Source organism: Candidatus Eisenbacteria bacterium (assembly GCA_035712145.1).
In the GTDB taxonomy this organism is placed as follows: Bacteria; Eisenbacteria; RBG-16-71-46; order RBG-16-71-46; family RBG-16-71-46; genus DASTBI01.
In genome coordinates this window covers 90,262-111,245 of sequence record DASTBI010000158.1, presented here as the reverse complement: position 1 = coordinate 111,245, position 20,984 = coordinate 90,262, and the positions used below count along the sequence as shown (strand labels likewise).

General features: G+C 67.9%; 18 protein-coding genes. 10 read left to right on the top strand and 8 right to left on the bottom strand.

Translation table 11 applies throughout. From position 1 onward, the window contains the following. Positions 1 to 52: 52 nt before the first annotated feature. Both VFQ05_10230 and VFQ05_10225 read left to right on the top strand, forming a co-directional pair. Positions 53 to 610, top strand: coding sequence for an outer membrane beta-barrel protein (locus tag VFQ05_10230; GenBank protein HET9327140.1), 558 nt, complete (start codon positions 53 to 55; stop codon positions 608 to 610). A 9-nt stretch (positions 611 to 619) separates the two neighbouring features. After that, positions 620 to 1,177: a hypothetical protein gene (locus VFQ05_10225; GenBank protein HET9327139.1), complete on the top strand. Its 558-nt coding sequence runs from the start codon at positions 620 to 622 to the stop codon at positions 1,175 to 1,177. Positions 1,178 to 1,225: 48 nt separating this feature from the next. On the opposite strand, the gene VFQ05_10220 is transcribed toward VFQ05_10225, so the two are convergent. Next, positions 1,226 to 3,004, bottom strand: coding sequence for an NAD+ synthase (locus VFQ05_10220; GenBank protein ID HET9327138.1), 1,779 nt, complete (start codon positions 3,002 to 3,004; stop codon positions 1,226 to 1,228). A 144-nt stretch (positions 3,005 to 3,148) separates the two neighbouring features. Here VFQ05_10220 and VFQ05_10215 point away from each other — a divergent pair, with 144 nt between their 5' ends. After that, positions 3,149 to 3,739 (top strand): c-type cytochrome, encoded by a 591-nt coding sequence (locus tag VFQ05_10215; GenBank protein HET9327137.1) that lies wholly within the window; start codon positions 3,149 to 3,151, stop codon positions 3,737 to 3,739. 421 nt (positions 3,740 to 4,160) lie between these two features. On the opposite strand, the gene VFQ05_10210 is transcribed toward VFQ05_10215, so the two are convergent. Next, entirely contained in the window at positions 4,161 to 5,462 is a 1,302-nt protein-coding gene (locus VFQ05_10210; protein HET9327136.1) for an ABC transporter permease, read from the bottom strand. Further along, a complete protein-coding gene (locus tag VFQ05_10205; GenBank protein ID HET9327135.1) occupies positions 5,459 to 6,388 on the bottom strand; it encodes an ATP-binding cassette domain-containing protein in 930 nt (309 codons plus the stop codon). Before VFQ05_10205 ends, VFQ05_10210 begins: the two co-directional genes overlap by 4 nt. A 104-nt stretch (positions 6,389 to 6,492) precedes the next feature. Here VFQ05_10205 and VFQ05_10200 point away from each other — a divergent pair, with 104 nt between their 5' ends. Further along, positions 6,493 to 7,749, top strand: coding sequence for a YCF48-related protein (locus VFQ05_10200; protein HET9327134.1), 1,257 nt, complete (start codon positions 6,493 to 6,495; stop codon positions 7,747 to 7,749). A gap of 3 nt (positions 7,750 to 7,752) precedes the next feature. Beyond that, positions 7,753 to 8,268 carry an NYN domain-containing protein gene (locus tag VFQ05_10195; GenBank protein ID HET9327133.1) on the top strand — a complete coding sequence of 172 codons (516 nt, stop codon included), beginning with the start codon at positions 7,753 to 7,755 and terminating at the stop codon, positions 8,266 to 8,268. Positions 8,269 to 8,316: 48 nt separating this feature from the next. Here VFQ05_10195 and VFQ05_10190 read toward each other — a convergent pair whose 3' ends face one another. Then, on the bottom strand, positions 8,317 to 9,234 hold the full coding sequence (locus VFQ05_10190; GenBank protein ID HET9327132.1) for a hypothetical protein: 918 nt from the start codon (positions 9,232 to 9,234) through the stop codon (positions 8,317 to 8,319). 263 nt (positions 9,235 to 9,497) lie between these two features. Continuing rightward, positions 9,498 to 10,283, bottom strand: coding sequence for a hypothetical protein (locus tag VFQ05_10185; protein ID HET9327131.1), 786 nt, complete (start codon positions 10,281 to 10,283; stop codon positions 9,498 to 9,500). Between the two features lie 371 nt (positions 10,284 to 10,654). On the opposite strand from VFQ05_10185, the gene VFQ05_10180 reads away from it, so the two are divergent. Beyond that, the gene (locus tag VFQ05_10180; GenBank protein HET9327130.1) at positions 10,655 to 12,277 is read left to right on the top strand and encodes a leucyl aminopeptidase; all 1,623 of its coding nucleotides are present in this window, start codon (positions 10,655 to 10,657) and stop codon (positions 12,275 to 12,277) included. A 666-nt stretch (positions 12,278 to 12,943) separates the two neighbouring features. On the opposite strand, the gene rlmD is transcribed toward VFQ05_10180, so the two are convergent. Beyond that, positions 12,944 to 14,320: a 23S rRNA (uracil(1939)-C(5))-methyltransferase RlmD gene (gene rlmD, locus VFQ05_10175; protein HET9327129.1), complete on the bottom strand. Its 1,377-nt coding sequence runs from the start codon at positions 14,318 to 14,320 to the stop codon at positions 12,944 to 12,946. 127 nt (positions 14,321 to 14,447) lie between these two features. Here rlmD and VFQ05_10170 point away from each other — a divergent pair, with 127 nt between their 5' ends. After that, positions 14,448 to 15,425, top strand: a complete 978-nt coding sequence (locus tag VFQ05_10170; GenBank protein ID HET9327128.1) for a PDZ domain-containing protein — start codon at positions 14,448 to 14,450, stop codon at positions 15,423 to 15,425. 108 nt (positions 15,426 to 15,533) lie between these two features. Continuing rightward, on the top strand, positions 15,534 to 16,079 hold the full coding sequence (locus tag VFQ05_10165; protein ID HET9327127.1) for an NUDIX hydrolase: 546 nt from the start codon (positions 15,534 to 15,536) through the stop codon (positions 16,077 to 16,079). On the opposite strand, the gene VFQ05_10160 is transcribed toward VFQ05_10165, so the two are convergent. Next, a complete protein-coding gene (locus tag VFQ05_10160; protein ID HET9327126.1) occupies positions 16,076 to 17,422 on the bottom strand; it encodes a GAF domain-containing protein in 1,347 nt (448 codons plus the stop codon). The genes VFQ05_10165 and VFQ05_10160 overlap by 4 nt on opposite strands. A 151-nt stretch (positions 17,423 to 17,573) precedes the next feature. On the opposite strand from VFQ05_10160, the gene VFQ05_10155 reads away from it, so the two are divergent. Both VFQ05_10155 and VFQ05_10150 read left to right on the top strand, forming a co-directional pair. Beyond that, the gene (locus VFQ05_10155) at positions 17,574 to 18,779 is read left to right on the top strand and encodes a pyridoxal phosphate-dependent aminotransferase (protein HET9327125.1); all 1,206 of its coding nucleotides are present in this window, start codon (positions 17,574 to 17,576) and stop codon (positions 18,777 to 18,779) included. Positions 18,780 to 18,884: 105 nt separating this feature from the next. Continuing rightward, positions 18,885 to 19,157, top strand: a complete 273-nt coding sequence (locus tag VFQ05_10150) for a hypothetical protein (protein HET9327124.1) — start codon at positions 18,885 to 18,887, stop codon at positions 19,155 to 19,157. A 4-nt stretch (positions 19,158 to 19,161) separates the two neighbouring features. Here VFQ05_10150 and VFQ05_10145 read toward each other — a convergent pair whose 3' ends face one another. After that, positions 19,162 to 20,838: a S16 family serine protease gene (locus VFQ05_10145; GenBank protein HET9327123.1), complete on the bottom strand. Its 1,677-nt coding sequence runs from the start codon at positions 20,836 to 20,838 to the stop codon at positions 19,162 to 19,164. Positions 20,839 to 20,984: the final 146 nt, after the last annotated feature.

The window sequence follows — 20,984 nt, the reverse complement described above, 5'->3', positions numbered from 1 at the left end:
ATAGGCCGCCCCGTGTGGGAGCGGCATGTCCGACTCACACTCGGAGGTCGTCATGCACAAGACTCTCACCCTCGCTCTGCTCGCGCTCGTGACGATCACAGGTGCGGCGGCAGCGGCGGACATCGGCGTCGGCGCCTATGGCGGCGTCAACATCCCGGTGCTCAACGACCTGTCGGAGCAGGGCTCTGAATTCGGGGCGCGCGTCCCGGTCAAGCTCTCGTCGATGTTCACGGTGGAGCCCTGGTACGGGTCCTCCTCGCTCGGCGACGTGGACGAGACCTTCGGCAGCAACAGCTACACGCGCGACGGCGGTGATCTGACCTCCTTCGGCGCCAACGTGCTATTCACGTTCGGACAACCGTCGTTTCAGTTCTTCCCCTTCGCCGGCATCGGCTCCTACAAGATCGAGCGTGAGTCGGCTGAGGAGATCAGCGACATGGGCTGGTCGTTCGGCCTGGGAGTGGGCTTCGCGCCCATGCCGAAGCTGAACCTCAACCTGCGCGGCGAGCTCGACATGGTCGTGACCGACGAGACCTCCCAGAAGTTCGGAAAGATCACCGCCGGCGCCGCCTACACGATTTTCAGCACACCCGCACCCAGCACGCCTTAGGAGACCGCGATGAAAATGTCCCGACTGCTTCTCGGCGGCGTCTTGCTCGCGGCCCTGTTCGGTAATGGCTGCGTGATCACGTCCGCGCAGATCCTGACGCACTTCGAGCTGCCGAACCCGTTCACGATCGTCTCCTCCACCGCCGACCATTCGGAGCGGATCCCGGTCGACCTCAGCACGCTCGACGAATACAACGACCACAAGGACGAGCTGAAGGGTCTGGTCGACCTCGCGATCCTCGGCACGTTCACCAATGTGAACGGACCCGCGGGAGGAGTGCTCGTCTACATCGTTCCGACGCTGGACACTCCTGCCGGCGGCGCGCCGGCGGTTCCCGCGGGAGCCACGCTGCTGTGGGGACCGGGCACGATCGGAGCCACTGGATCCTCGCGCACCATCGGCTGGGACGAATCGGCCGGCCTCTTCAACCAGGCGGGCAAGGACCTGCTGCTCTCCGAAGTGAAGGGCGACGGCCAGTTCACCCTCTACACCACGGGCAGCGCGGGAACCTTCAACATCCGCGTGGACGAAGGCGCGCTGGTGCTGGTGCTGGACGCCGGCCAGTAACCGAGCGCTTACAGAGGCCGGGCCTCCACGGTCCGGCCTCTGCGTTTCTCAGTGGCGCCAGCGGTTGGTGATGGGCAGTCGGCGATCCTTGCCCAGGGCGCGGGGCGTGATCTTGATTCCCGGCGGGCTCTGGCGGCGCTTGTACTCCGAGCGGTCGACCATCGAGACCACCTTGCGCACCAGCGTTTCCTCGTAGCCCAGCTCGGCGATCTCGCGCGCCGACCGATCCTCCTCGACGTAGAGGCGCAGGATGGGATCCAGGATGTCATAGGCAGGCAGCGTGTCCTGGTCGGTCTGGTCGGGCTTGAGCTCGGCGCTCGGCGGCCGAGTGATGGTTCGCTCGGGAATGGGTGGTTGGCCCGCTCGACGGTTCCGATGGAGCGCGAGCTGGTAGACCATCGTCTTGTAGACGTCCTTGAGCAGGCTGAAGCCCCCCGCCATGTCGCCGTAGAGCGTGCTGTAGCCGACCGACAGTTCGCTCTTGTTGCCGGTGGTGAGGACCAGCCAGCCGAACTTGTTCGAGAGCGCCATCAGATAGTTGCCGCGAATCCGGGCCTGCAGGTTCTCCTCGGTGACGTCGGGCTCGCGGCCGCTGAACGGCGCCTCGAGCACGCGCTGGTAGGCCTGCAGGACATCGGCCACCGGAAGCACGTAGAAGCGCATGCCGAGCGCCCGGGCCAGCGACTCGGCGTCCTCCTTGGAGGCGCCCGAGGTGAAGGGGGAAGGCATGGAGACCCCGATCACGTGCTTGCTCCCCACCGCGTCGCACGCGACGCCCGCGCACAGCGCGGAGTCGACGCCGCCGGAGAGTCCCAGCACCACCGCTTCGAAGCGGTTCTTGTGCACGTAGTCACGGGTGCCGAGAACCAGCGCGTCGTAGATCTCGGCGACGAGATCACGGACGTGCGGCGCGGGGCGGCGCTCGAGCGCCGGCTTGACGGCGACCGCGGTGGCGACCGTGATCGCGGCGCCTCCTCCCACGGAGGCGTTGGCGTCGCGAGTCGGAAGCTGCAGCCGGGGCGTTGGATCGCCCTGATCCAGCGCCCGCTCCTTGCGAAGGCGGGGGTCGTGGAGGCGCGCGTTGAATACGCCTTCGAGGTCGACGTCGGCGACCAGGAAGTCCTCCTCGAACATCTCCGCTTCGGCCAGCACCTGTCCCTGCTCGTCGACGACCAGGCTGGCGCCGTCGAACACGATCTCGTCCTGCCCTCCGACCAGATTGATGTAGCAGACGACCGCGATGTTGTCCGCGGCGCGAGTGCACAGCATGCGCCGCCGGGCTTGAGCCTTGCCGGCGTGATAAGGCGAGGCGGAGAGATTGAGGATGATCTCGGCGCCGCCGCGAATCACCTGCTCCTCCACCGGACCGCCGGGATACCAGATGTCCTCGCAGATGCTGACCCCGATCACGGTGCCGTCCCGCACGAACACCGGCGTCTGACGGGCCGCCATGAAGTAGCGGTTCTCGTCGAAGACGCCGTAGTTCGGCAGGTAGCGCTTGCGATAGCTGCCGATCCATTCGCCGTCGTGAAGGACGACCGCGGCGTTGAAGAGGTCGATGTCGCGCTCCACCGTGCCCACCACCACCGTCATGCCTCGGGTGAGCGGCGCCAGCGCGCGCGTGCTCTCGATCGAGCGCTCGATGAAGGACGGTTTGAGCAGCAGGTCCTCGGGCATGTAGCCCGGGATCACCATCTCGGGAAAGGCGAGGAGATCGGCGCCCACCGCGCGCGCCTGCTCGATGGATTCGGTCACGCGCCGGACGTTGCCCTCGATGTCACCGACCGTGGGATTGATCTGGGCCAAGGCCAGACGGAGCGTGCGCATGGGCGGCCGATTCTGCGGCTTGGGCCCTCCGGTCGCAAGCGCGCTCGGCGTTGACAGCGAAAGACGTTGCGATGATTCTCCCGCCTCCCCCCGCGGGCGGCTCGAGTGGTGCCGCCGATACCCAGGAAGGAGGCCGTGCATCCCATGAGGTGGACTCGAAGCGCTGCAATCCTTGCGGTGTGCGTGTCTGGCTTTCTCGTCTTGTTCGCGATCTCCTGCAGCCAGCAGCAGCAGCCTGCCGAGCAGCCGCAGGCGGCCGCGTCGGATCCGGTCGCCCGTGGCCGGTACCTGACCATCATCGCCGGCTGCAACGATTGCCATACTCCCGGAACCTTCTACGGCCAGATGGACACGACGCGGACGCTCTCCGGGACGGAGGTCGGATGGGAGGGGCCCTGGGGGGTCTCGTATCCGCGCAACCTGACTCCGGACGAAGAGACCGGCCTCGGGACCTGGAGCGAGGAGGACATCGTCCAGGCGCTGAGGACTGGCAAGAAGAAGGACGGATCACCCATCCTTCCGCCGATGCCCTGGCCGATGTACTCGCAGATGACCAATGAGGACCTGCATGCGGTCGCGGCCTATCTCAAGTCGATCCCGCCGGTGAAGCACAAGGTCCCGGACGTCCTTCCGCCGTCGGCGAAGGCGACGGGAGCGCGCCTCACCTTCCCGCCGCCGCCGGCCTGGGACGCTCAGAACCTCAAGCCATCTCCGGACCCACCGACGACGCAGTGATCGCTGCCGGACTTTGGTAGGCAAAAACGAAATCGCCCGGTCACCGACCGGGCGTTCCGTTACCGACGGACGAGCTCTGGTCCGTCGTCCCGAGAGGGAGGCGTCCGCTGAGGCCTTCGTGCCACGGACGGCGCCTCCGACCCTCCGGCGGCCGGGGTCTCTCAGGACCCGTTTTCTTGCGGAAACGCCGAGGGGCTCTCGATCTGACTGGCGCCGGGTTGAACGCGATCTTTTGGCGCCTCGACTTAGGGTCCGCAAGGACCGTTCCGAGGCTCCTGAGAGCGATCGCCAGCGCTAAATCATTGTCACAAGGAAAGGTGCCGGGCACCAAGTAAAAACTTCCATGCCGGTGTGTGGCAGGGTTTTGCCCAACGACGCGGCAATTTGCCACAGGCGTGCTGCGACCGCCCTCATGCCTCGCTCAGGCCGCCCGGCGCGCCCAGCGCATGATCTCGGGCAGGCTCGGCGTCTTGCCGTACATCAGGAGGCCGACCCGGAAGATACGGGCGGAGATCCGCAGCGCCAGCAGCCCCGATGCGGCGAGGAGCAGCAGGGAAAGCCCCACCTGCCACGGTGGCACCACGGAGTTCGAGGCCCCGAGCCGCATCATCATCGTGGTGCTGGCCGTGGGCGGGAACAACGAAAGCCAGAATGCGAGCGGGCCGTCAGGGTGCGACAGGATGGCGGTGATGAGGATGAAGGGAGCAAAGTTGGCCAAGGTGAACCACACGGCGAACTGTTGCGCCTCGCGCATGTTGTTCGTGATCGCGCCGATCCCGGTCATGATGCTGCCGAAGAACAGGTAGCCGAACAGGAAGTAGAGCGTCGCCACCACGAGGACCATGGGCTGGGTGGTGATCGGCAGCATGCTCAAAGCCGGCCCCGAGACCGCGAGTCCGACCACCACCCAGGTCCCGACGGTGACGAGCCCGACCGCGCCGAGCCCGAACAACTTCCCGGTCATCAGCTCCTCGGCGCTGACCTGGCACATCAACGACTCGAGGATTCGGGACTCCTTCTCCTCGGAGACTCCCTGCAGCAGGTACTGGCCGCCGATCATGATGGAGAGTCCGAGCAGCATCGAAAAGAACATGGGCACCAGGAAATCCGCGACCTCGCGAGAGTCGTCCTTGACCTCGAACCGTCCGCTGCGGCTCAAGGTGAGAAGCTGCTCTTCCTCGGTCGGCCGCGCGACGCGCGCCGCGATGTCATCTCCCACCCGGGACGCCACCAGGTTGCGCGCCAGCCAGCCGCCGATGGCCCTCCGATCCCCGGTCGTGAAGGGGCTGTTGGGCCGCGTGTAACGCCGAATCCGGCCGCTCTCCACGTAGTCCGAGGGGATCACCAGCGCCTGCGGAACCCGTCCCGCGCGCACGTCGGCCAGCGCCGAATCGAGACTGGAATAGAAGCGCACGTCGGTCTTGAACGAGATCGAATCCACGCCCATGGCAGGGCGGCGAGAGAACGAAAGGCCGGTCTTGAACGTGGTGCGGATCTCTCGAGTCGCGCCGGCGAAGGCGCCGCTGCTGTCGATCACGGCCAGCACGTCGAGATCCTTGAGCGCATCCTTCTTCTCCTGGATGGAAGCGCTGGCGGAGATGAAGGTGACGAGCGCGAAATACGCGGGCGTCCCGATGAGTGTCAGCAGGAAGGCGCGGCGCTTGACCGTGGTGAGGAACTCGCGGCGCGCGACCGTCAGGATCCGCTGGCGGGAAGCGCTCAATGCGAGACTCCCGCCGGCTCCCGCCGGCCAGCGTCGAGCCCCAGTCCTTCGCGAACCACCTTCACGAAGACGTCCTCGAGCGGCAGCGAGGCGAGCGCGAACGATTCGATCTTCACGTTGCGATCGATCAGCGCTCGCAGCACCGATTCCGGAGTGGCGTCCGGCTCGAGCAAGAGCTTGTGGTCGCCGTTCCGGGTCTCGATGGAGCGCACTCCGGGCAGGGCCGGCACGGCATCCTCCGTGTGCAGGACGACCGCGTGATCGGCATGACGTCGCCGGATGTCGCGCACGGTTCCGTGCAGCACCATCCTCCCCTGGTTGATCATCAGCGCTCGGTCACAGACCTCCTCGACCTTGTTCATCTGGTGGGTCGAGAGCAACACCGTGCTTCCCGCCGCCCGCCGCTCCGCCAGGATCGATTCGAACAGCTGGACATTGATGGGATCGAGCCCCGAGAAAGGCTCGTCGAGGATCAGGAGCTTGGGGGCGCCGATCAGCGCGGTGCAGAGCTGCACCTTCTGCTGCATGCCCTTGGAGAGCGCCTGCACCTGCTTGTCCGCCCACTCGGCGAGATCGACCCGCTCGAGCAGCCGCCGAGCCTCGTCGCGCGCGGCGCGCGGCGCCATGCCTTTGAGCTCCCCGTAGTAGCCGACGACTTCGATGACCTTGGCTCGGCGATAGAGTCCGCGTTCTTCGGGCAGATAGGCGATGGCATGGCGGGTCTGCGAGTCCACGCGGCGCCCGTCGAGCAGGATTTCGCCCGAGTCCGGGCGCAGGATGTCGGTGATCATGCGGATCAGCGTGGTCTTGCCGGCCCCGTTCGGGCCGAGCAGAGCGAAGATCTCGCCCGCCGGGACCTCGAAGGTGACGTGATCCACCACGGCGCGATCGTCGTACCGCTTGACCACTTCGCGAACCTGCAGCATGGACGAAGCCCGTCCTTTCCGAGCCGCGAAGACTAGGCGATCGCCGTCGGCGGCGACAAGACCGGGACGTGCTGGCGCGTCGCGGGTCGAGTTGTCTACCATCAATGCCCATGTCCCACCAGATGCGGTGGCTTTCCCGGCTCTTGCCGCTTGCGATCCTCCTGGCGCTCGCCGGCTGCGACAGCAAGTCCTCGCCCGTAGCACCGAGTGTTCCTCTTACCCGGGTGGAGGTGAGCCCCGGGGTCGACACGCTGAAAATCGGCGAGGTCGTCCAGTTCACCGCCACCGCGTTCGATACGCTCGGCAATCCCGCACACGGCGTTGGCTTTCTGTGGACCAGCGGTGACCCGCAGGTCTTCGGGGTCACCAGCACCGGACGCGTCCAGGGCCTCACGGAAGGAACCGCGCCGCTGTTCGTCGAGGCCGGAGGCCATCGCGACACCGCCTGGGTCACCGTTTTCCCGGATACCGGCTGGTTCCGGCAGGCCAGCGGCACGACGCTGGAGCTGAATAGCGTCTTCTTCCAGCCGGACGGCCGGAACGGCGTCGCGGTGGGCGCGGGGGGGACGGTGGTGGTGACGAACGACGCCGGGGCGAGCTGGACCCGGCCGGCGAGCGGGACCTCGTTCAACCTGAACGGCGTGTGGTTCACCACCCCAACCGATGGGTGGGCAGTCGGAAACGGGGGCACCGTGTTGCACACGACCGACGGCGGGCAGAGCTGGAGCCGGATTCTCACGGTGGGGGAGGGCGATGCCTTCCATGACGTGTGGTTCGCCACGCCCGATACCGGCTGGGTGGTCGGGGCCTCTGGACTCATCGTCCGCACTTTCGACGGCGGCGTCACGTGGCACTCGACCCGGCTGCCGACGACCTTCGCGCTGCGCGGAGTCGCCTTCGCCGGCACTCGCGACGGGTGGGCGGTCGGCGGAGGTGGCGTGATCGCGGGCACGCACGACCGCGGGCTCATCTGGTTCATCGTTCCGACCCCGACGATCCAGGGTCTCGAGGCGGTGTGGCGCACCGGGCCGGCCACCGCGTGGGCGGTCGGGACGCAAGGCGTCACGCCGCGCACCATCGCCACGCCCGACTCGGTCGAGTGGGAGCTGCGCAATGCCGGGCCGACCCGGCAGCTCGAGGGCGTGTGCTTCCCCACGAATCTGATCGGCTATGCCGCGGGCTTCGATGCCATGGTGGGGGGAGCGGTGCTGCGGAGCGACGACGGCGGCGTCACGTGGCAGGCGCAGGCCAGTCACACCGCCTCGAGGCTCAACGACGTCTTCTTCGTCGACGCGCTCCGCGGCTGGGCGGTCGGCGAAGGCGGCGTGATCATCCACACGGCTCGCGGCGGAAGGCAGTAAGTCATGTCCGATGGGCATCTGATCGTCATCGACGGTTACAACCTCATCCACCGTTCACCCGATCTCCGTCCCGGACCCGAGCGCACCCTCGAGGAGTCGAGGGAGAAGCTCATCAATCTGCTGTCGTGGACGGTCGGCTCCGGCGAGGCGCGCTTCATGGTGGTGTTCGACGGCGCCGACGGCGGCGGAGAGACGCACACCGGGAGCGACCGCGTCCAGGTGCGCTGGTCGCGACCGCCGGCGAAGGCCGACGACGTCATCCGAAGCGTGGTGGAATCGGAGATCGATCGTGGCCGCCGCATCACGGTGGTGACCGCGGATCTCGAGGTGGCGCGTCATGCGCGCGCGATGGGCGCCACGGTGGCGATCAGCGATCTCTTCGTGGGCAGCGTGCTCGGGCCTCAACGCGCGGCCGACCCCGAGAAGCCGGGATCCCTGAGCCGCGCCGAGCTCGAGGAGTGGGCGGCGCTGTTCCGGAACCGGCAGCCCGATCCCGCGGGCGAGCCGGGCGGAGACTGAGCGCGCGGGCGATCGCTCGGACCGCCCGCGCCCATTCCAAGCGCCGGCCTAGGAAGCCAGGTCCGCCAGCTCCGTAGGCGTCACGACGTAGGGCAGGATCCACGTCTGCGAGTCGTAGGGCGCCTCGTCGTCGAACAGCGTGCCGTGGGACAGCGCGTTGACTCCCAGATGGCGCAATCCGTCCATTGCGCCCACGGTCCAGGTGAGGGTGTGCGTCCCGTCGCCGTTGTTGTGGAACCGCGCCCGACGGGCGCGCGCGTAGAGGATCACGACGTCCTCCGATGCCTCGGTAGTGACCGTCAACGTGACGCTCGCCTCGGGCTCTAGCTGCATGACGCGCCGCAGCCGCCAGAAGGCCAGCGGATTCGTGATCGTGGTATCGAGATCGCCACTCTGGACGCGCAGGGACTGAAGCCGCGTCTGGGCATCGCGCGACGTCACTTCCACTCCCGACACCGCCGCCACGCGCCAGGGCCGCCGCTCACGGCCATCGATGCGGGCCACGCGCTTGAGCAGGATGCGCCGCACCCAGTGATCGCGAAGCGGCTTGTGGATCACATGGCCGTCGGCCGGGCTCCCTTCTTCCCCGCGGTCGCCGACGACGATGTTGAAGGAACCGGCGAGACGCTTGTGGACGGTGACGATGGCGGTGGCCGGCTGACCCGTGGAATCGGTATCGGCGAACGCGACCTCGTGGGTCCGGGTCACCCGGCGGATGTCTCTCCAGAAGAAGAGAGGATCGATGGCCGACGACGTCCCGGCCTCCACCTCGGTCTGCGCCTGGGTCTGAATGTCGTAGAGCCCGTCGTCGACCAGCTCGGGATGACGGGACAGCTCTTCGGTGGCGGTTTGCCGGGCCTCCGTCTCGCCGGAAGACGTGGGAGCCAGGGGATCCTTGCTTCCACATCCGATCGAGAGGAGCGCCAAGAGGGGGATGGCGAGTGTCCAGCGACGCGCGAAGCTCATGAGACCTCCATCCAGGGCGCCCGCGAGGCGCCGAAGTCGTGCAAAGAGGGCAGGTTCCGGGTGGATGGACCTGTGCAGTCGATGTGCCATGGGCGTCGCGACCGCAAGCCATTGAGCCACATCAGCGCGGCGCCTGAAGGATCGCTCCGATTGTACCTCCTCGTCCACTCGGAGGTCTCTTCGCGGTCCAGCCGGGACGGTCGAGCTCAAATGAATCGGGGTGGGCTCGTCGCCCACCCCGATCCAAGACTCCCGAGTGCGTCTCAGCGCATGGTCACCGACTGGTTGACGTTGAAGGTCATCTCGGCGCCTTCCTTGACCTCCACCTGGTAGCCCTTCGAGGCCGCGACCGCACCGGTCGCGCCCGCGGCGCCGATCAGGCCGCCGATCAGAGCGCCCTTGCCGCTGCCCCCGATCGCCTTGCCGAGCAGCGCGCCCGCCGCAGCGCCGCCCGCGACGGCGCCGACGTTCCGAGCCCGCGTGGAGCCTGCGATCAGGCTGTCGGCGCTCGCCGACACCGCATAGCTCCGGCCATTGACGTCGATCGACTTCACCGACATGACGAGGAAGGCGCGGCTGCCCTTCTCGGCCGCCTTGGCGCCGCTCACGACGCCGGTGACGGTGCTGCCCGCCGGGATCACGATTCGGTCACCCACGACCACCGGCTCCTGCACGCTTCCGGTCCAGGTATCTCCGGGCTGCGCGGTCTCGGACGTGACGCGCGCGGAGACTGCAACCTTGATGGGGGTGCCCGAGGGCAGGGTCACTCCGGGTTGCTCCGACTGCGAGGCACGGGTCGAGCTGGCCGGCCGCGTCGTCGTCGTGCGCGGGCGCGTCGCCGCGGGCCTCACCGGAGTGGAGACCGGAGGCGCTTCGGGCTGCTGCTGATACTCCTGCTGAGGCGTGATGTCCCCGGACGTCTGCTCCGACGGGTTCGTCGCGAGCAGGCTGTCCACCGAGGACTCCTGAGCTTGCTGCTTATTCCCGCCACAGCCTGCGGCCGCGATCACGAGCAGGGTGGCGCCGAAGAGTTGGGAAATGCGTCGCATGATCACTCCTTTGGTTGCCGGCGCCATGGCCGGCTCGATTGGGCGCCAGCCTCCGAGGGCTGGCTCCACCGCGACCCCTTCCTGGGAGCGCGTGAACTGACGTCTCGACGAGCCATTCGCGAAGGATCGACGAACGCCTAGGAATTACGCCCAAGGACGAGCGAAAGTCCAACGAGCTGCGATGCCCGGTTTCCCAAGCAACGGCTGTTCCGGTTCGAAGGCTCGATGCCGCTAAACATGCCCGCCCCGGGCCCCAGATTCAAGGAAAGGCGTGCACCGCGCATCGAATGTCTCAGGATGTGACGAAGTTTGAACCTCTTGGGAGGGCGTCGAGCTTCCGATACGCTGCGCGGCCCGGACAGGAGGTCGCGATGAAGGTCATCACCCGCCATGGCAACATCATCCGCCAGAAATCCGACGCCCTGGCGCTCGGAATCTTCGAAGGGCGCCCACTGACCGGGGCCGCGGCAGCGGTCGATCGTGCAACTCGCGGCGCCGTTCGCAGGTTGATCCTGCAAAAAGATTTCACGGGTCGCTTCCTCGAGGTGACGTTGATTTATCCACGGGGGCTCGGGGCGAAACGCCTGATCCTGGTGGGTCTCGGCGCGCGCGAGGCCTTCACGCTTGCCAGAGCCCGGCTGGCGGCCGCGGCCGTGTCACGCCGCGCCAGGGACATGCGCGCCGGCACGCTCGTGACCGTCGTGTTCGGCGCTGGGTCCGGTGGCCTGCCCCCGGATCGCGCGGCGCAGGCGACCGCCGAAGGCGTGGTGCTGGGCGCGTACCGCTTCTCCGCCTATCGCACCGAGCCGGGCGTTCCGCTGCGCCAGGTCACGATCGTCGAGCGCGAGCCGGATGTCGCGCGAGCGATCGAGACCGCCGTGGAGCGCGGCCGCCAGTGGGCGGAAGGGACGTGTCTGGCTCGGGATCTGGCCAGCACGCCGGGTCAGGATCTCACGCCGCAGCGGCTCGCGGACCGCGCGCGCGAGCTCGAGAGTGCCGGCACGCGAGTCGAGGTGCTCGACGTGCGGCGGCTCGAGAAGCTCGGCATGGGCGCGCTGCTCGCCGTCGGTCGCGGAAGTGTCCATCCGCCCCGGTTCGTCGTTCTCGAGCGCGGCGGCAGGAGCTCGGCGAAGACCCCTACGGTGGTCCTCATCGGCAAGGGCGTCACCTTCGACACGGGAGGCATCTCGCTCAAGCCCCGGGAGAACATGGGCAAGATGAAGTACGACATGTCCGGGGCGGCGGCCGTCCTCGGCGCCTTCGCAGCACTTGCGGAGATGGACCTGCCGTTTCGCGTGGTCGGTCTATTGGCGCTGGCGGAGAACATGCCGGGAGGCCGCGCGCTCAAGCCGGGCGACATCGTGCGGGCGATGGACGGCACCACCATCGAGGTCACCAACACCGATGCGGAAGGCCGCCTCGTGCTGGCCGACGCGCTCGGCTACGCGCGGCGCTATGAGCCCGAGGTCGTCGTGGATCTGGCCACGCTGACCGGAGCGGTCAGCATCGCGCTGGGGAACCTGGCTGCGGGCATGTTCACGGACGACGACGCGCTGGCCTCCGAGCTCGAGCAGGCTTCCGCAGACAGCGGCGAGAGAATCTGGAGACTTCCGGTCTGGGACGACTACGCGCCCGAGATGCGTGGTGAGGTCGCGGACCTGGTGAATTCCTCGGGAGCGCGGGAAGGCGGCGCGATCCTCGCTGCGGTGTTCCTCAAGCACTTCGCGCGGGGCATGCGGTGGGCCCATCTCGACATCGCCAGCACCGCATGGTCGCCGGTGGTCCGCCCGCACGAGGGGCGGGGACCGACTGGATTCGGCGTGCGACTGCTGCTCGAGTGGCTCAGCCGCCGGGCTTCGGCGTCGGGGTCGAGCGCTTCTTCACGGCCGGGGCCTCGCGCTCGACGCGCAACCCGGTCGGCTCGTGGACGAGCCGGAGCATCTTCCCGGTCGTCGGATGCGCCCAGACCTGGAAGACGGTTCCGCGGTCCCTGAGCTGGAGCTTGCGCGCCTGAACCGGCTTGCTCCCCCAGCGGATGCTCTCTTTGCCGAGATCGCGGACCTCGGCCTCGATGACCGTGTCACCCACCGCGCTCAAGGTCAGCAGCGTGATCGGGCGCGTGTCGAACGTCTTGCCGTGGAGATTGAGACAGATCAGGTTGAACAGCGAATACATCCCCGAGTCCAGCACGAATACCCTGCCCGGCGGCGCGACCAGGCGCGTCGCGACTCCCGCGCCCTGACTCTCTTCGTGATAGACGGTGAGCGCGGTGTCCTCCTGACCCCCGGCCACCACCCCGGTGATGAAGGTCTTTCCCTGGACGGTCTCGTTGCTCTGGTAGAAGCGCAGGGCGGACTCGCTGCGGCTCGCCGTCAGGACCATCTGCTTCTCGATCATGTCGGTGCTGTTCGCGCGCGCCTTCCGATAGGAGCGCGCCTCCGAGATGATGCTGTCGGCGCGGCCTTCGACGCCGAAGGTCTCGGCGCCGATCGGCTGATCCCGCAGATAGAGGAGGAGATTGCCTTGGTCGATCACCTCGGCGGAGGACTGTGCGAAGGCCGGCCAGGCGGCGACCGAGAGGAGGAGGAGAGAGGCCGGGAGGAGACGCATGAGCGAAGAAGCGTAGCACAGCCCCCGGTGCGGGTGATGCGAAGACTCTGTCAACGATCCGCCGGGATGAGGCGAGCCACGCACTCGATGTGGGGCGTATGCGGGAACATGTCGAACGGGGTCGCGGACTCGAGCGCGTAGCCGAGCCCGCGAAAGTCCTTGAGGTCACGGGCCAGCGTGGCCGGATTGCATGACACGTAGACCACGCGAGCCGGGCGCAGCTCGGCCACTCGCGCCACGACCCGCGGATGGAGTCCGGCGCGTGGCGGGTCCACCACCACGACCTGAGGCCGCACCGGATCCCGGCGCTCGCCGCGGGCCCACTCGCGAAGCACCCGCCTCGCCTCTCCGGCGACGAAGCGGGCGTTGCCCACCTGATTCTCCCGGGCGTTGTTGGTGGCGGCCTCGATCGCCTGAACTTCGCTCTCCACCCCGACGGCCTCGCGGGCGCCTCTTGCCAGCATCAGGGTGAGCGTTCCAGTCCCGCAGTAGAGGTCGAGCACGGTCTCGTGGCCCGCCAGATCGGCGGCCTCGAGAGACTTCGCATAGAGCGCTTCGGCCTGGCGGCTGTTGGTCTGGAGGAAGGCTCCCGCGGTCGCCCTGAACTCGAGACCCTGCAGTCGCTCGACGATCACCCCGTCTCCTTGCAGCACCCGCTCGGACTCTCCCGCCGCCACGTTCGCGCGCGAGCGGTTGAGGACCAGCGTGACCGTGCGCACGCTCGGAGACATTGCGGAAATCTCGCGCGCCCATTCCTCGAGCCCATCGATGTGGTCGGCCGCCGAGACCAGATGGACCGCGCACTGATCCGTGTGCGGCAGGTGGCGCACCACCAGATACCGAACGTCGCCGACGTGGTGACGAGGATGATAGGCGCGCCACCGCCGCTGCTCGGCGAAGGCCTGTGTGCGCCGCACGATGTCGACGGTCAGCCGGCTCGGCAGCAGGCAATCCTGGACGGGGAACACGCGGTCGAAGGTGCCGCGCTCGTGCAGGCCGAGGACGGCGCCCCCATCGGCCTCGGGATGGAAGCTGAACTCCATCTTGTTCCGATAGCCGAAGATCTCCGGCGCCGGCACGATGGCTCGAACCGGCGGGTTCTCGAGGCCTCCGAGGTGGATCAGCGTCTCGCGCACGAGCCGTTCCTTGAGGCGGAGCTGTGCGAAGTAGTCGAGATCCTGGAAGCGGCATCCTCCGCAGCGAGTCACATGCGGACAGGGAGCCGCCACGCGCTCGCCGCCGGGCACGTCGATGCGCTCCAGCCTGGCCTCGGCATAACGCGCGCGCACACGGGTGAGCCGGGCGGAGACCTCGTCGCCGGGGAGCCCGCGGTCCACGAAGACCACCCTGCCTTCGTGCCGCGCCAGGGCCTTGCCGCCCAGCTCGAGGTCGGTGAGGCGCAGGCTTAACACCTCATTGACGTTCATGGGCTCGTTGGGGGCAGGGATGGCCGCGATCGAGAAGTTCGGGGAACCACGCCGCGTGTAGAGGCGTCATACTGGCGACCGTTAGGCCCGCGGGTGACGCGTGGACGCTAGCACAAGGAGGAAAACGATGCGAAAGCTGGGCATTTGGGGCGGCCTGATGCTGGTCACGATGCTCGTGGCCGGACTCACCGGTCCCCCCGCCGGGCCGGCGCTCGCTCAGGACCAGCAGGTGCCCTGGCTCGGAGTGAGCACGCAATCCCTCAGCGAAGGACTGCGTGAAGGCCTCGACTACGAAGGCGAAGGAGTTCTCGTGTCGCAGGTCGTGAGCAACAGCCCCGCATCCCGGGCGGGTATCCGCAAAGGCGACATTCTGCTCAGCGTGAATTCGCGGCGCATCAATTCGCCGGAGCAGCTGACCGAGGTCATCCAGTCGGCGAAAGTCGGGCAGGCCATTTCGGTGGCGCTGATGCGCAATGGGCAGCGCCGCACCGTGAGCGCCCAGCTCGCGGAGCGCGGCAGCCGGTACGAAACGGACCTCCAAGACCTCGAAGACCTCAAGAAGCTGCCCCACGTGATGGATGAGGACTTCAAGAAGGAGATGCGCCGTCACGCCGACACTCACACCTACATGTTTCGCGGCTCGGGGCGAGGACGCCTCGGGGTCCGTGTCGAAGCCCTGAGTGGGGACCTCGGAACCTACTTCGAGGCTCCGGAAGGCAAGGGGGTCCTCATCACCGAGGTGATCGACGACAGCCCGGCCGAGAAAGCCGGACTCCGGGCGGGAGACGTCATCACCGATGTCGGCGGCCACCGGATCTCCGACTACGACGATCTCGTGGATGCGCTGCGTGATCGCGACGAGGGGAATGTCTCGATCACGGTGATGCGCAAGGGCGCGCGCCGCACGGTCCAGGCCGAGCTCGAAGAAGTGCCCGAGCCCATGTGGATCGGGCGGTCTGGCCGCGGCATGACCCTCACCCGTCCGCGCGAATCCGAGATGCGCCGCCGGGCGTCTCGCGAAAGCGACAGCGAGGAGCTGCGTCAGCTGCGCGAAGAGGTCCGGCAGCTCCGCGAGAAGCTGCACGACATGGAGGACGAGGACTAGATCCGCCTGGAGACCGCGAGAGCTTCACGCGAGCCCGGCCTGCTGGCCGGGCTCTGCGTTGGGTGGCCTTGCGCGGCTCACGAGCGCGCTCGTAGTCTGCCCACTCCCATGTCGCATCGCCTTCGCTACTGCATTCGCTGCGGCACCCGGCTGGTGAGGCGCGACGATCATGGCCGGCCTCGGGCCACGTGCCCCGAATGCGGGCACATTCACTACCGCAATCCCGCTCCCGCCGCCGGCATCCTGCTACGCAAGAGTGGCGGCGTCCTGCTGGTGAAGCGGAAGTTCGAGCCGGCCGCCGGCGCCTGGTGCGTGCCCGCCGGCTTCATGGAGTACGGGGAGTCTCCCGAGCGCTGCGCGCTGCGCGAGTTGTTCGAGGAGACCGGTCTCTCGGCGCGGCTCACCGGTCTGTTCGGCGTCTACGCCGGATTCGACGATCCGCGTGTCCGGGCGGTGCTGATTCTCTACACCGCCGAGCGCACCGGGGGCCGGCTCAAGCCGGGAGACGATGCGATCGATGCGCGCTACTGGCGGCTCTCGCGCCTCCCGCGCCGCATCGCCTTCGCCGCGCATCGACGGGCGCTCGATGAGCTTCGCGACGCCGCCATTCCAGCGGTTCGGATTCGGGCGCCCGCGCGGTCGCGAAGGCGCTAGGCGGCGCCCCGCGCCAGATCGCGGCTGCCGAGGATCATGGCGAGCACGGAAGCCGCCAGCATCGCTCGGTCGAGATCCAACTCGTCGAACGGCGCTCCGCCCGCCTTGTTGCTCAGGTTCAGGACCCCGGCGAGGCGGCTGTTGAAGACCATCGGCACGCTGACGAAGGAGTCCGAGTTGTAGGCGTCCTGGTGGGTGTGCTGAACCGGGCTCTCGTCGCTCTTCACCCGCATCAGCAGAGGCTTTCGGTGGTGAGCCACCCAGCCCGCGATGCCTTGACCGAGACGAACCCTCACCTGTTCGGCGACGCCTGGATCGACGCCCCGGGAGGCGGCGATGTGGAGCGTGTGGTGGCTCTCCTCGAGCTTCATCAGACTGCAGCGCTCGACCCGGAAGTGTTCGCAGAACCAGGTCACCATGGTGCGGGAGAACTCGTCGCTGTCGTACTCCTGGCCCAGCACCTGGAAGACTTCCTTCATGAAGCCGATGGTCCGCTGCAGCTCGGCGACCCGGCCCTTCGCTTCACTCACCTGCGTCTGCGCCTCGCGCAAGTGCTCGGCGGCGGCGGACGACTGTTCCTCGAGCGCGAACAGCTGGTTCTTCACCCGCTCGAGCTCTTGCTGGTACTCGTTCGAGCTGCGGTCGAGTGTTTCGAGCTCGCGATTCAGCTGCTCGAGCTGGTCCGCTTTGATCTGGTTCTGCTCGGCGAGGTCGGTGGGTTCGCTGTGGATCGCACGGATGCGATCCTGGAACTCGCTGGCGGCCGCCTTGGGGCTCTCGGGCACCCCCGCCCGGCGCGCCGAGCGGTACAGGCGCTGAGCCAGCGCGAGCGCCGCCATGTTCTTGAGAGGCACGACGTCGTCCATCGCGCGGCCGCCGAATGCGCCCTTCTTCTCGCTGATGATCGTCAGCAGCGCGAGCAGGTCCTCCTGGTCGGCGAGCGGCAGGCAGACGCAGCCGTTCCAGGATGGGTGAAAGCACAACGGTTGGATGGCCATGGCCTCGTGCTGATCGGGCTCGAAGAACGGCGAGGCCTTGAACAGGTTGGCCAGGATCGAGCGTTTTTCCGGAGCATTGAAAAATGCACTGGGGTGGAAGAACTTTCGCACGAGCCGCGGAGGCAGCTGATCGACGGGAACGGTGACGTCTCGGCGCATCAGGTTCGCGCCGTGGCGCGTGTACACGTTCACCAGCGCGTCCCGGCTGACTTCATAGAAGGACAGCGAGGCCCGCCAATCAGGCCGTACGTCCTGGAGATAGCCGAGGAATTCGGAGACCACCGCCTCGGTGTCCCTGGAGGCGGACAAACGCTGGGAGATGTCTCGTAGATCGAACTTCGACATGGCTCGCGGTCCTTCGCGTGTTGGGCACGGGCGCTTCGCTCTCGTGTCAGGCAATCCGTGTGCCGCCCCAAGACCAGCGAGCACCGGGGCTTAGGACCGTCGCGGCGGCGTGCTAGAGTTGAACCGGACGAACTTCCTCAGGAGGACTCCGATGCCCCGCCTGGTCGCCGATCGCCCCGTCCTGCGCATGACCTCCGAGCTCGGCAAGGTCATGGCCGCCGCCCGCGCCCGGGAACAAGCCGGCGAGCGCATCCTTCATCTCGAGCGCGGCGAGCCGGATTTCGACACGCCTCCGCATATCGTCGAGGCGTTGTGCTCCGCGGCGCGAGCGGGCGACACCCACTATCCGGATCAGCGCGGCGTGAAGGCCCTGCGCGAAGCGCTGGTCGAGAAGCTGGCCCGGGAGAACGGGATTCGCTGCGAGCCCGATGACGTGGTGCTCACCAACGGCGGCACCCACGGACTGTTCCTCGTGTTCCAGTCCGTGCTCGGCTCGGGTGAGGAAGTGCTGGTGCTCTCGCCGCACTGGATGGCGATTCCGAAGCTGGTCGGCTTCGTCCACGGCGCGCGCTACCGATCCCTGCCCTGTTATCTCGACCTGCTCGAGAATCGTCTGGACCCCGTGGCATTCAAGGCCCGGCTCGAGGAGGCCATCGAGCCGGACACGCGCGGCATCTACCTCAACACGCCGAACAATCCGACCGGCGCCGTGCTCTCTCGCGACCAGCTCGCGGCGATCGCCGAGGTGGCGGTGGCGCGGGATCTATGGGTCGTGAGCGACGAGGCCTATGAGCACCTTCTGTTCGACGGGGCAGCGCACGTGAGCATCGCGTCGCTGCCCGGAATGGCCGAGCGCACGGTGAGCGTGTTCACGATGTCGAAGTCCTACGCCATGACGGGGTGGCGCATCGGCTATGTGGTCTCGCCGCCTGCGTTGCGGCCCGTGATGGGGCCGCTGCTCGCCTTCTACACCACGCACGGCGTCTTTCCTTCGGTTCAGCGCGCCGCCCTGGCCGCGGTCACCGGCCCTCAGGACGACGTCGATCGCATGCGCAGAGCCTACGAAGAGCGCCGCGACCTGTTGCTCACCGGCCTGGAGGGCTGTGCGGCGGTCACCGTTCCCGCTCCGCGCGGCGCCTTCTACGCGTTCGCCGACGTATCGGCCGCCCGTCAGGAGCGCGACATCTGGGCGCTGGTCGACGAGTGGCTGAGCTTCGGCGTGGCCGTGCTGCCCGGAACCGCCTTTGGGCCGGAGTTCGGCGACCGGGTGCGGTTGTCGCTCGCCACGCGCCGCGAGGACGTGGCGGAGGCCGCGAGCCTCATCCGCCATCGCGCCGCGGCGGCGGGAGTCGGCTGAGCCATGGGCGAGTGTCCGGAGTGCGGAAGCCACTACCCTCCGGCGGTGGTCGCGTGTCCGCGATGTCGCGCCGTTCTGGAGCCGGCTCGCACGCGCGAGGACGATGTGGCCGAAGTCGTGCATCGCGTCCCCGACGCCGTGGCCGGCGCCCTGCTGTGCGGAATCCTCGAGCACCATGGGCTTCCGGCAGTGCTGCGCGCCGCGACGCTGCCGGGCTACGGCACCGTGCGGCGCGACTGGTCGACGTCCGCCTGGGGGGAGATTCTGGTGGCGCGTTCCTGCGCCGCGGAAGCCCGGAGCATCATCGCGGACTATCTCCAGGCGCTGGCCGAAGGTGGTTCGGTTCGGGACGAGGACGTGGAGGCTTCGGAGCCCTGAGGAGCTAACGCCGGCGCGAGCCGCGCGCCGAGCGGCCGAGCTCCGACGTGTCGATCTCGACTTCGCCTTCCTCGTCGTCGTCGATCTCGATGACGAAGTTCCCGGCCACGCGCTGCGGAACGATCACTTTGTGCAGAGCCGCGGCGAACACCTCGTCCATGTTCGCGACCGCGACCAGCTCGAGGTGCGCGCGCACGTCTTCGGGAATGTCGCCGACGTCCTTGAGATTGACGGTCGGGAACATCAGCGCCCGGATGCCCGCCCGATAGGCCGCGATCGCTTTCTCGCGCAGGCCTCCCACCGCCAGCACCCTGCCGCGCAAGCTCACTTCGCCCGTCATCGCGACATCGTGACGGATCGGCTTGTCGCTGAGCACCGAGGCGATGACCAGCCCCACGGTGATGCCCGCCGAGGGGCCGTCCTTCGGTACGCCGGCGGCGGGAAAGTGGATGTGGATATCGTAGTTCGAGAAGGCCTCCGCATCGATCTCGAGCATGTCCGCGCGTGAGCGCACGTAGGAGTGCGCCGCCTGCACCGACTCCTTCATGACCTCGCCGAGCTGCCCGGTGGTGAGCACGCGACCGGAGCCCGGCATCTTCAGCGCCTCGACCACCAGGATCTCGCCCCCGGCCGCGGTCCAGGCCAGGCCGTTGGCGACGCCGACCTCGTCTTCCTTGTCCAGCGCCTCGTGCGCGTACAGGCGGTGACCGAGGTAGCGCTCGAGACTCTGCGGGCCGACCGCGTGGCGTGCGCGGTTGCCCATGGCGCGTGCCCTCGCGACCTTGCGGCACAGCGTCGCGAGCTGCCGCTGCAGGCCGCGGACGCCCGCTTCCAGTGTGTAGTGACGCACGACCTCGCGCAGCGCCGGCTCGGAGACCGTGAGGTCGCGAGCGGTGAGTCCGTGCGCGGCCAGCTGCCGCGGCAGCAAGAAGCGGCGCGCGATCTCGAGCTTCTCCTCTTCGCTGTATCCCGGGACCTCGATGACGTCCAGGTGCTCCTCGAGCGCGTCCGGGACGAAGTCGATGCTGTTGGCGCACAGGAGGAGGATGACGTGGGACAGATCCACCGGCAGGCCGAGATAGCGGTCGGTGAAGCGGCAGCTGCTCTCGGGGTTCAGCAGCTCGAGCAGCATCTCGATGATCTCGAATCCGCCTTCGCCGTGGAGCCGGTCGACGCCGTCGATCATCAGGACCGGATTGCGGGTGCCGGCGTCACGCAGCGCGCGCAGGAGCTTGCCCGGCTGCCCGCCGGGAACATTGCGCGAGATTCCGATCAGATCTTCGACATGGGATGTTCCCGAGACGCTGATGCGCGCGAATGGCCGCTGGAGCGCGCGCGCCACCGCCGCGCCGATCGAGGACTTGCCGGTTCCCGGCGGACCCACGAGGCACAACGCCGGTCCGGGAAGGTCGGGCTTGAGCTGGCGCACCGCCAGATACTCGAGGATGCGCTCCTTGGCTTTGGGAAGACCGAGATGGTCGCGGTTCAGGACCGCTTCGACCTGGCTCAGGTCCGCATCTTCGGACGAGGTGATGTCCCAGGGCAGCGACCACAGCCAGTGGAGATAGACGCGCACCTGCGCGGCTTCGGGCGTTCCCGGCGGGAGCCGGCGAAGGCGATCCATCTCGCGCTGCGCCTGGCGTGCGACTTCGACCGGCAGCGGGCTGCCGACCGACAGCATTCCTTCCCTGCTTCGCGGCGGCGGCGTTCTGCCGGCGACGCGCGGGAGTCCATCCGCCGCGAGGCGTGGCGCGGGTTTCCGTGGTGACTTGGGCATCGGGCTCCTGGAGTGGTAGGGGAGCAGACAACCCGTCGTTTTCCGCTTAT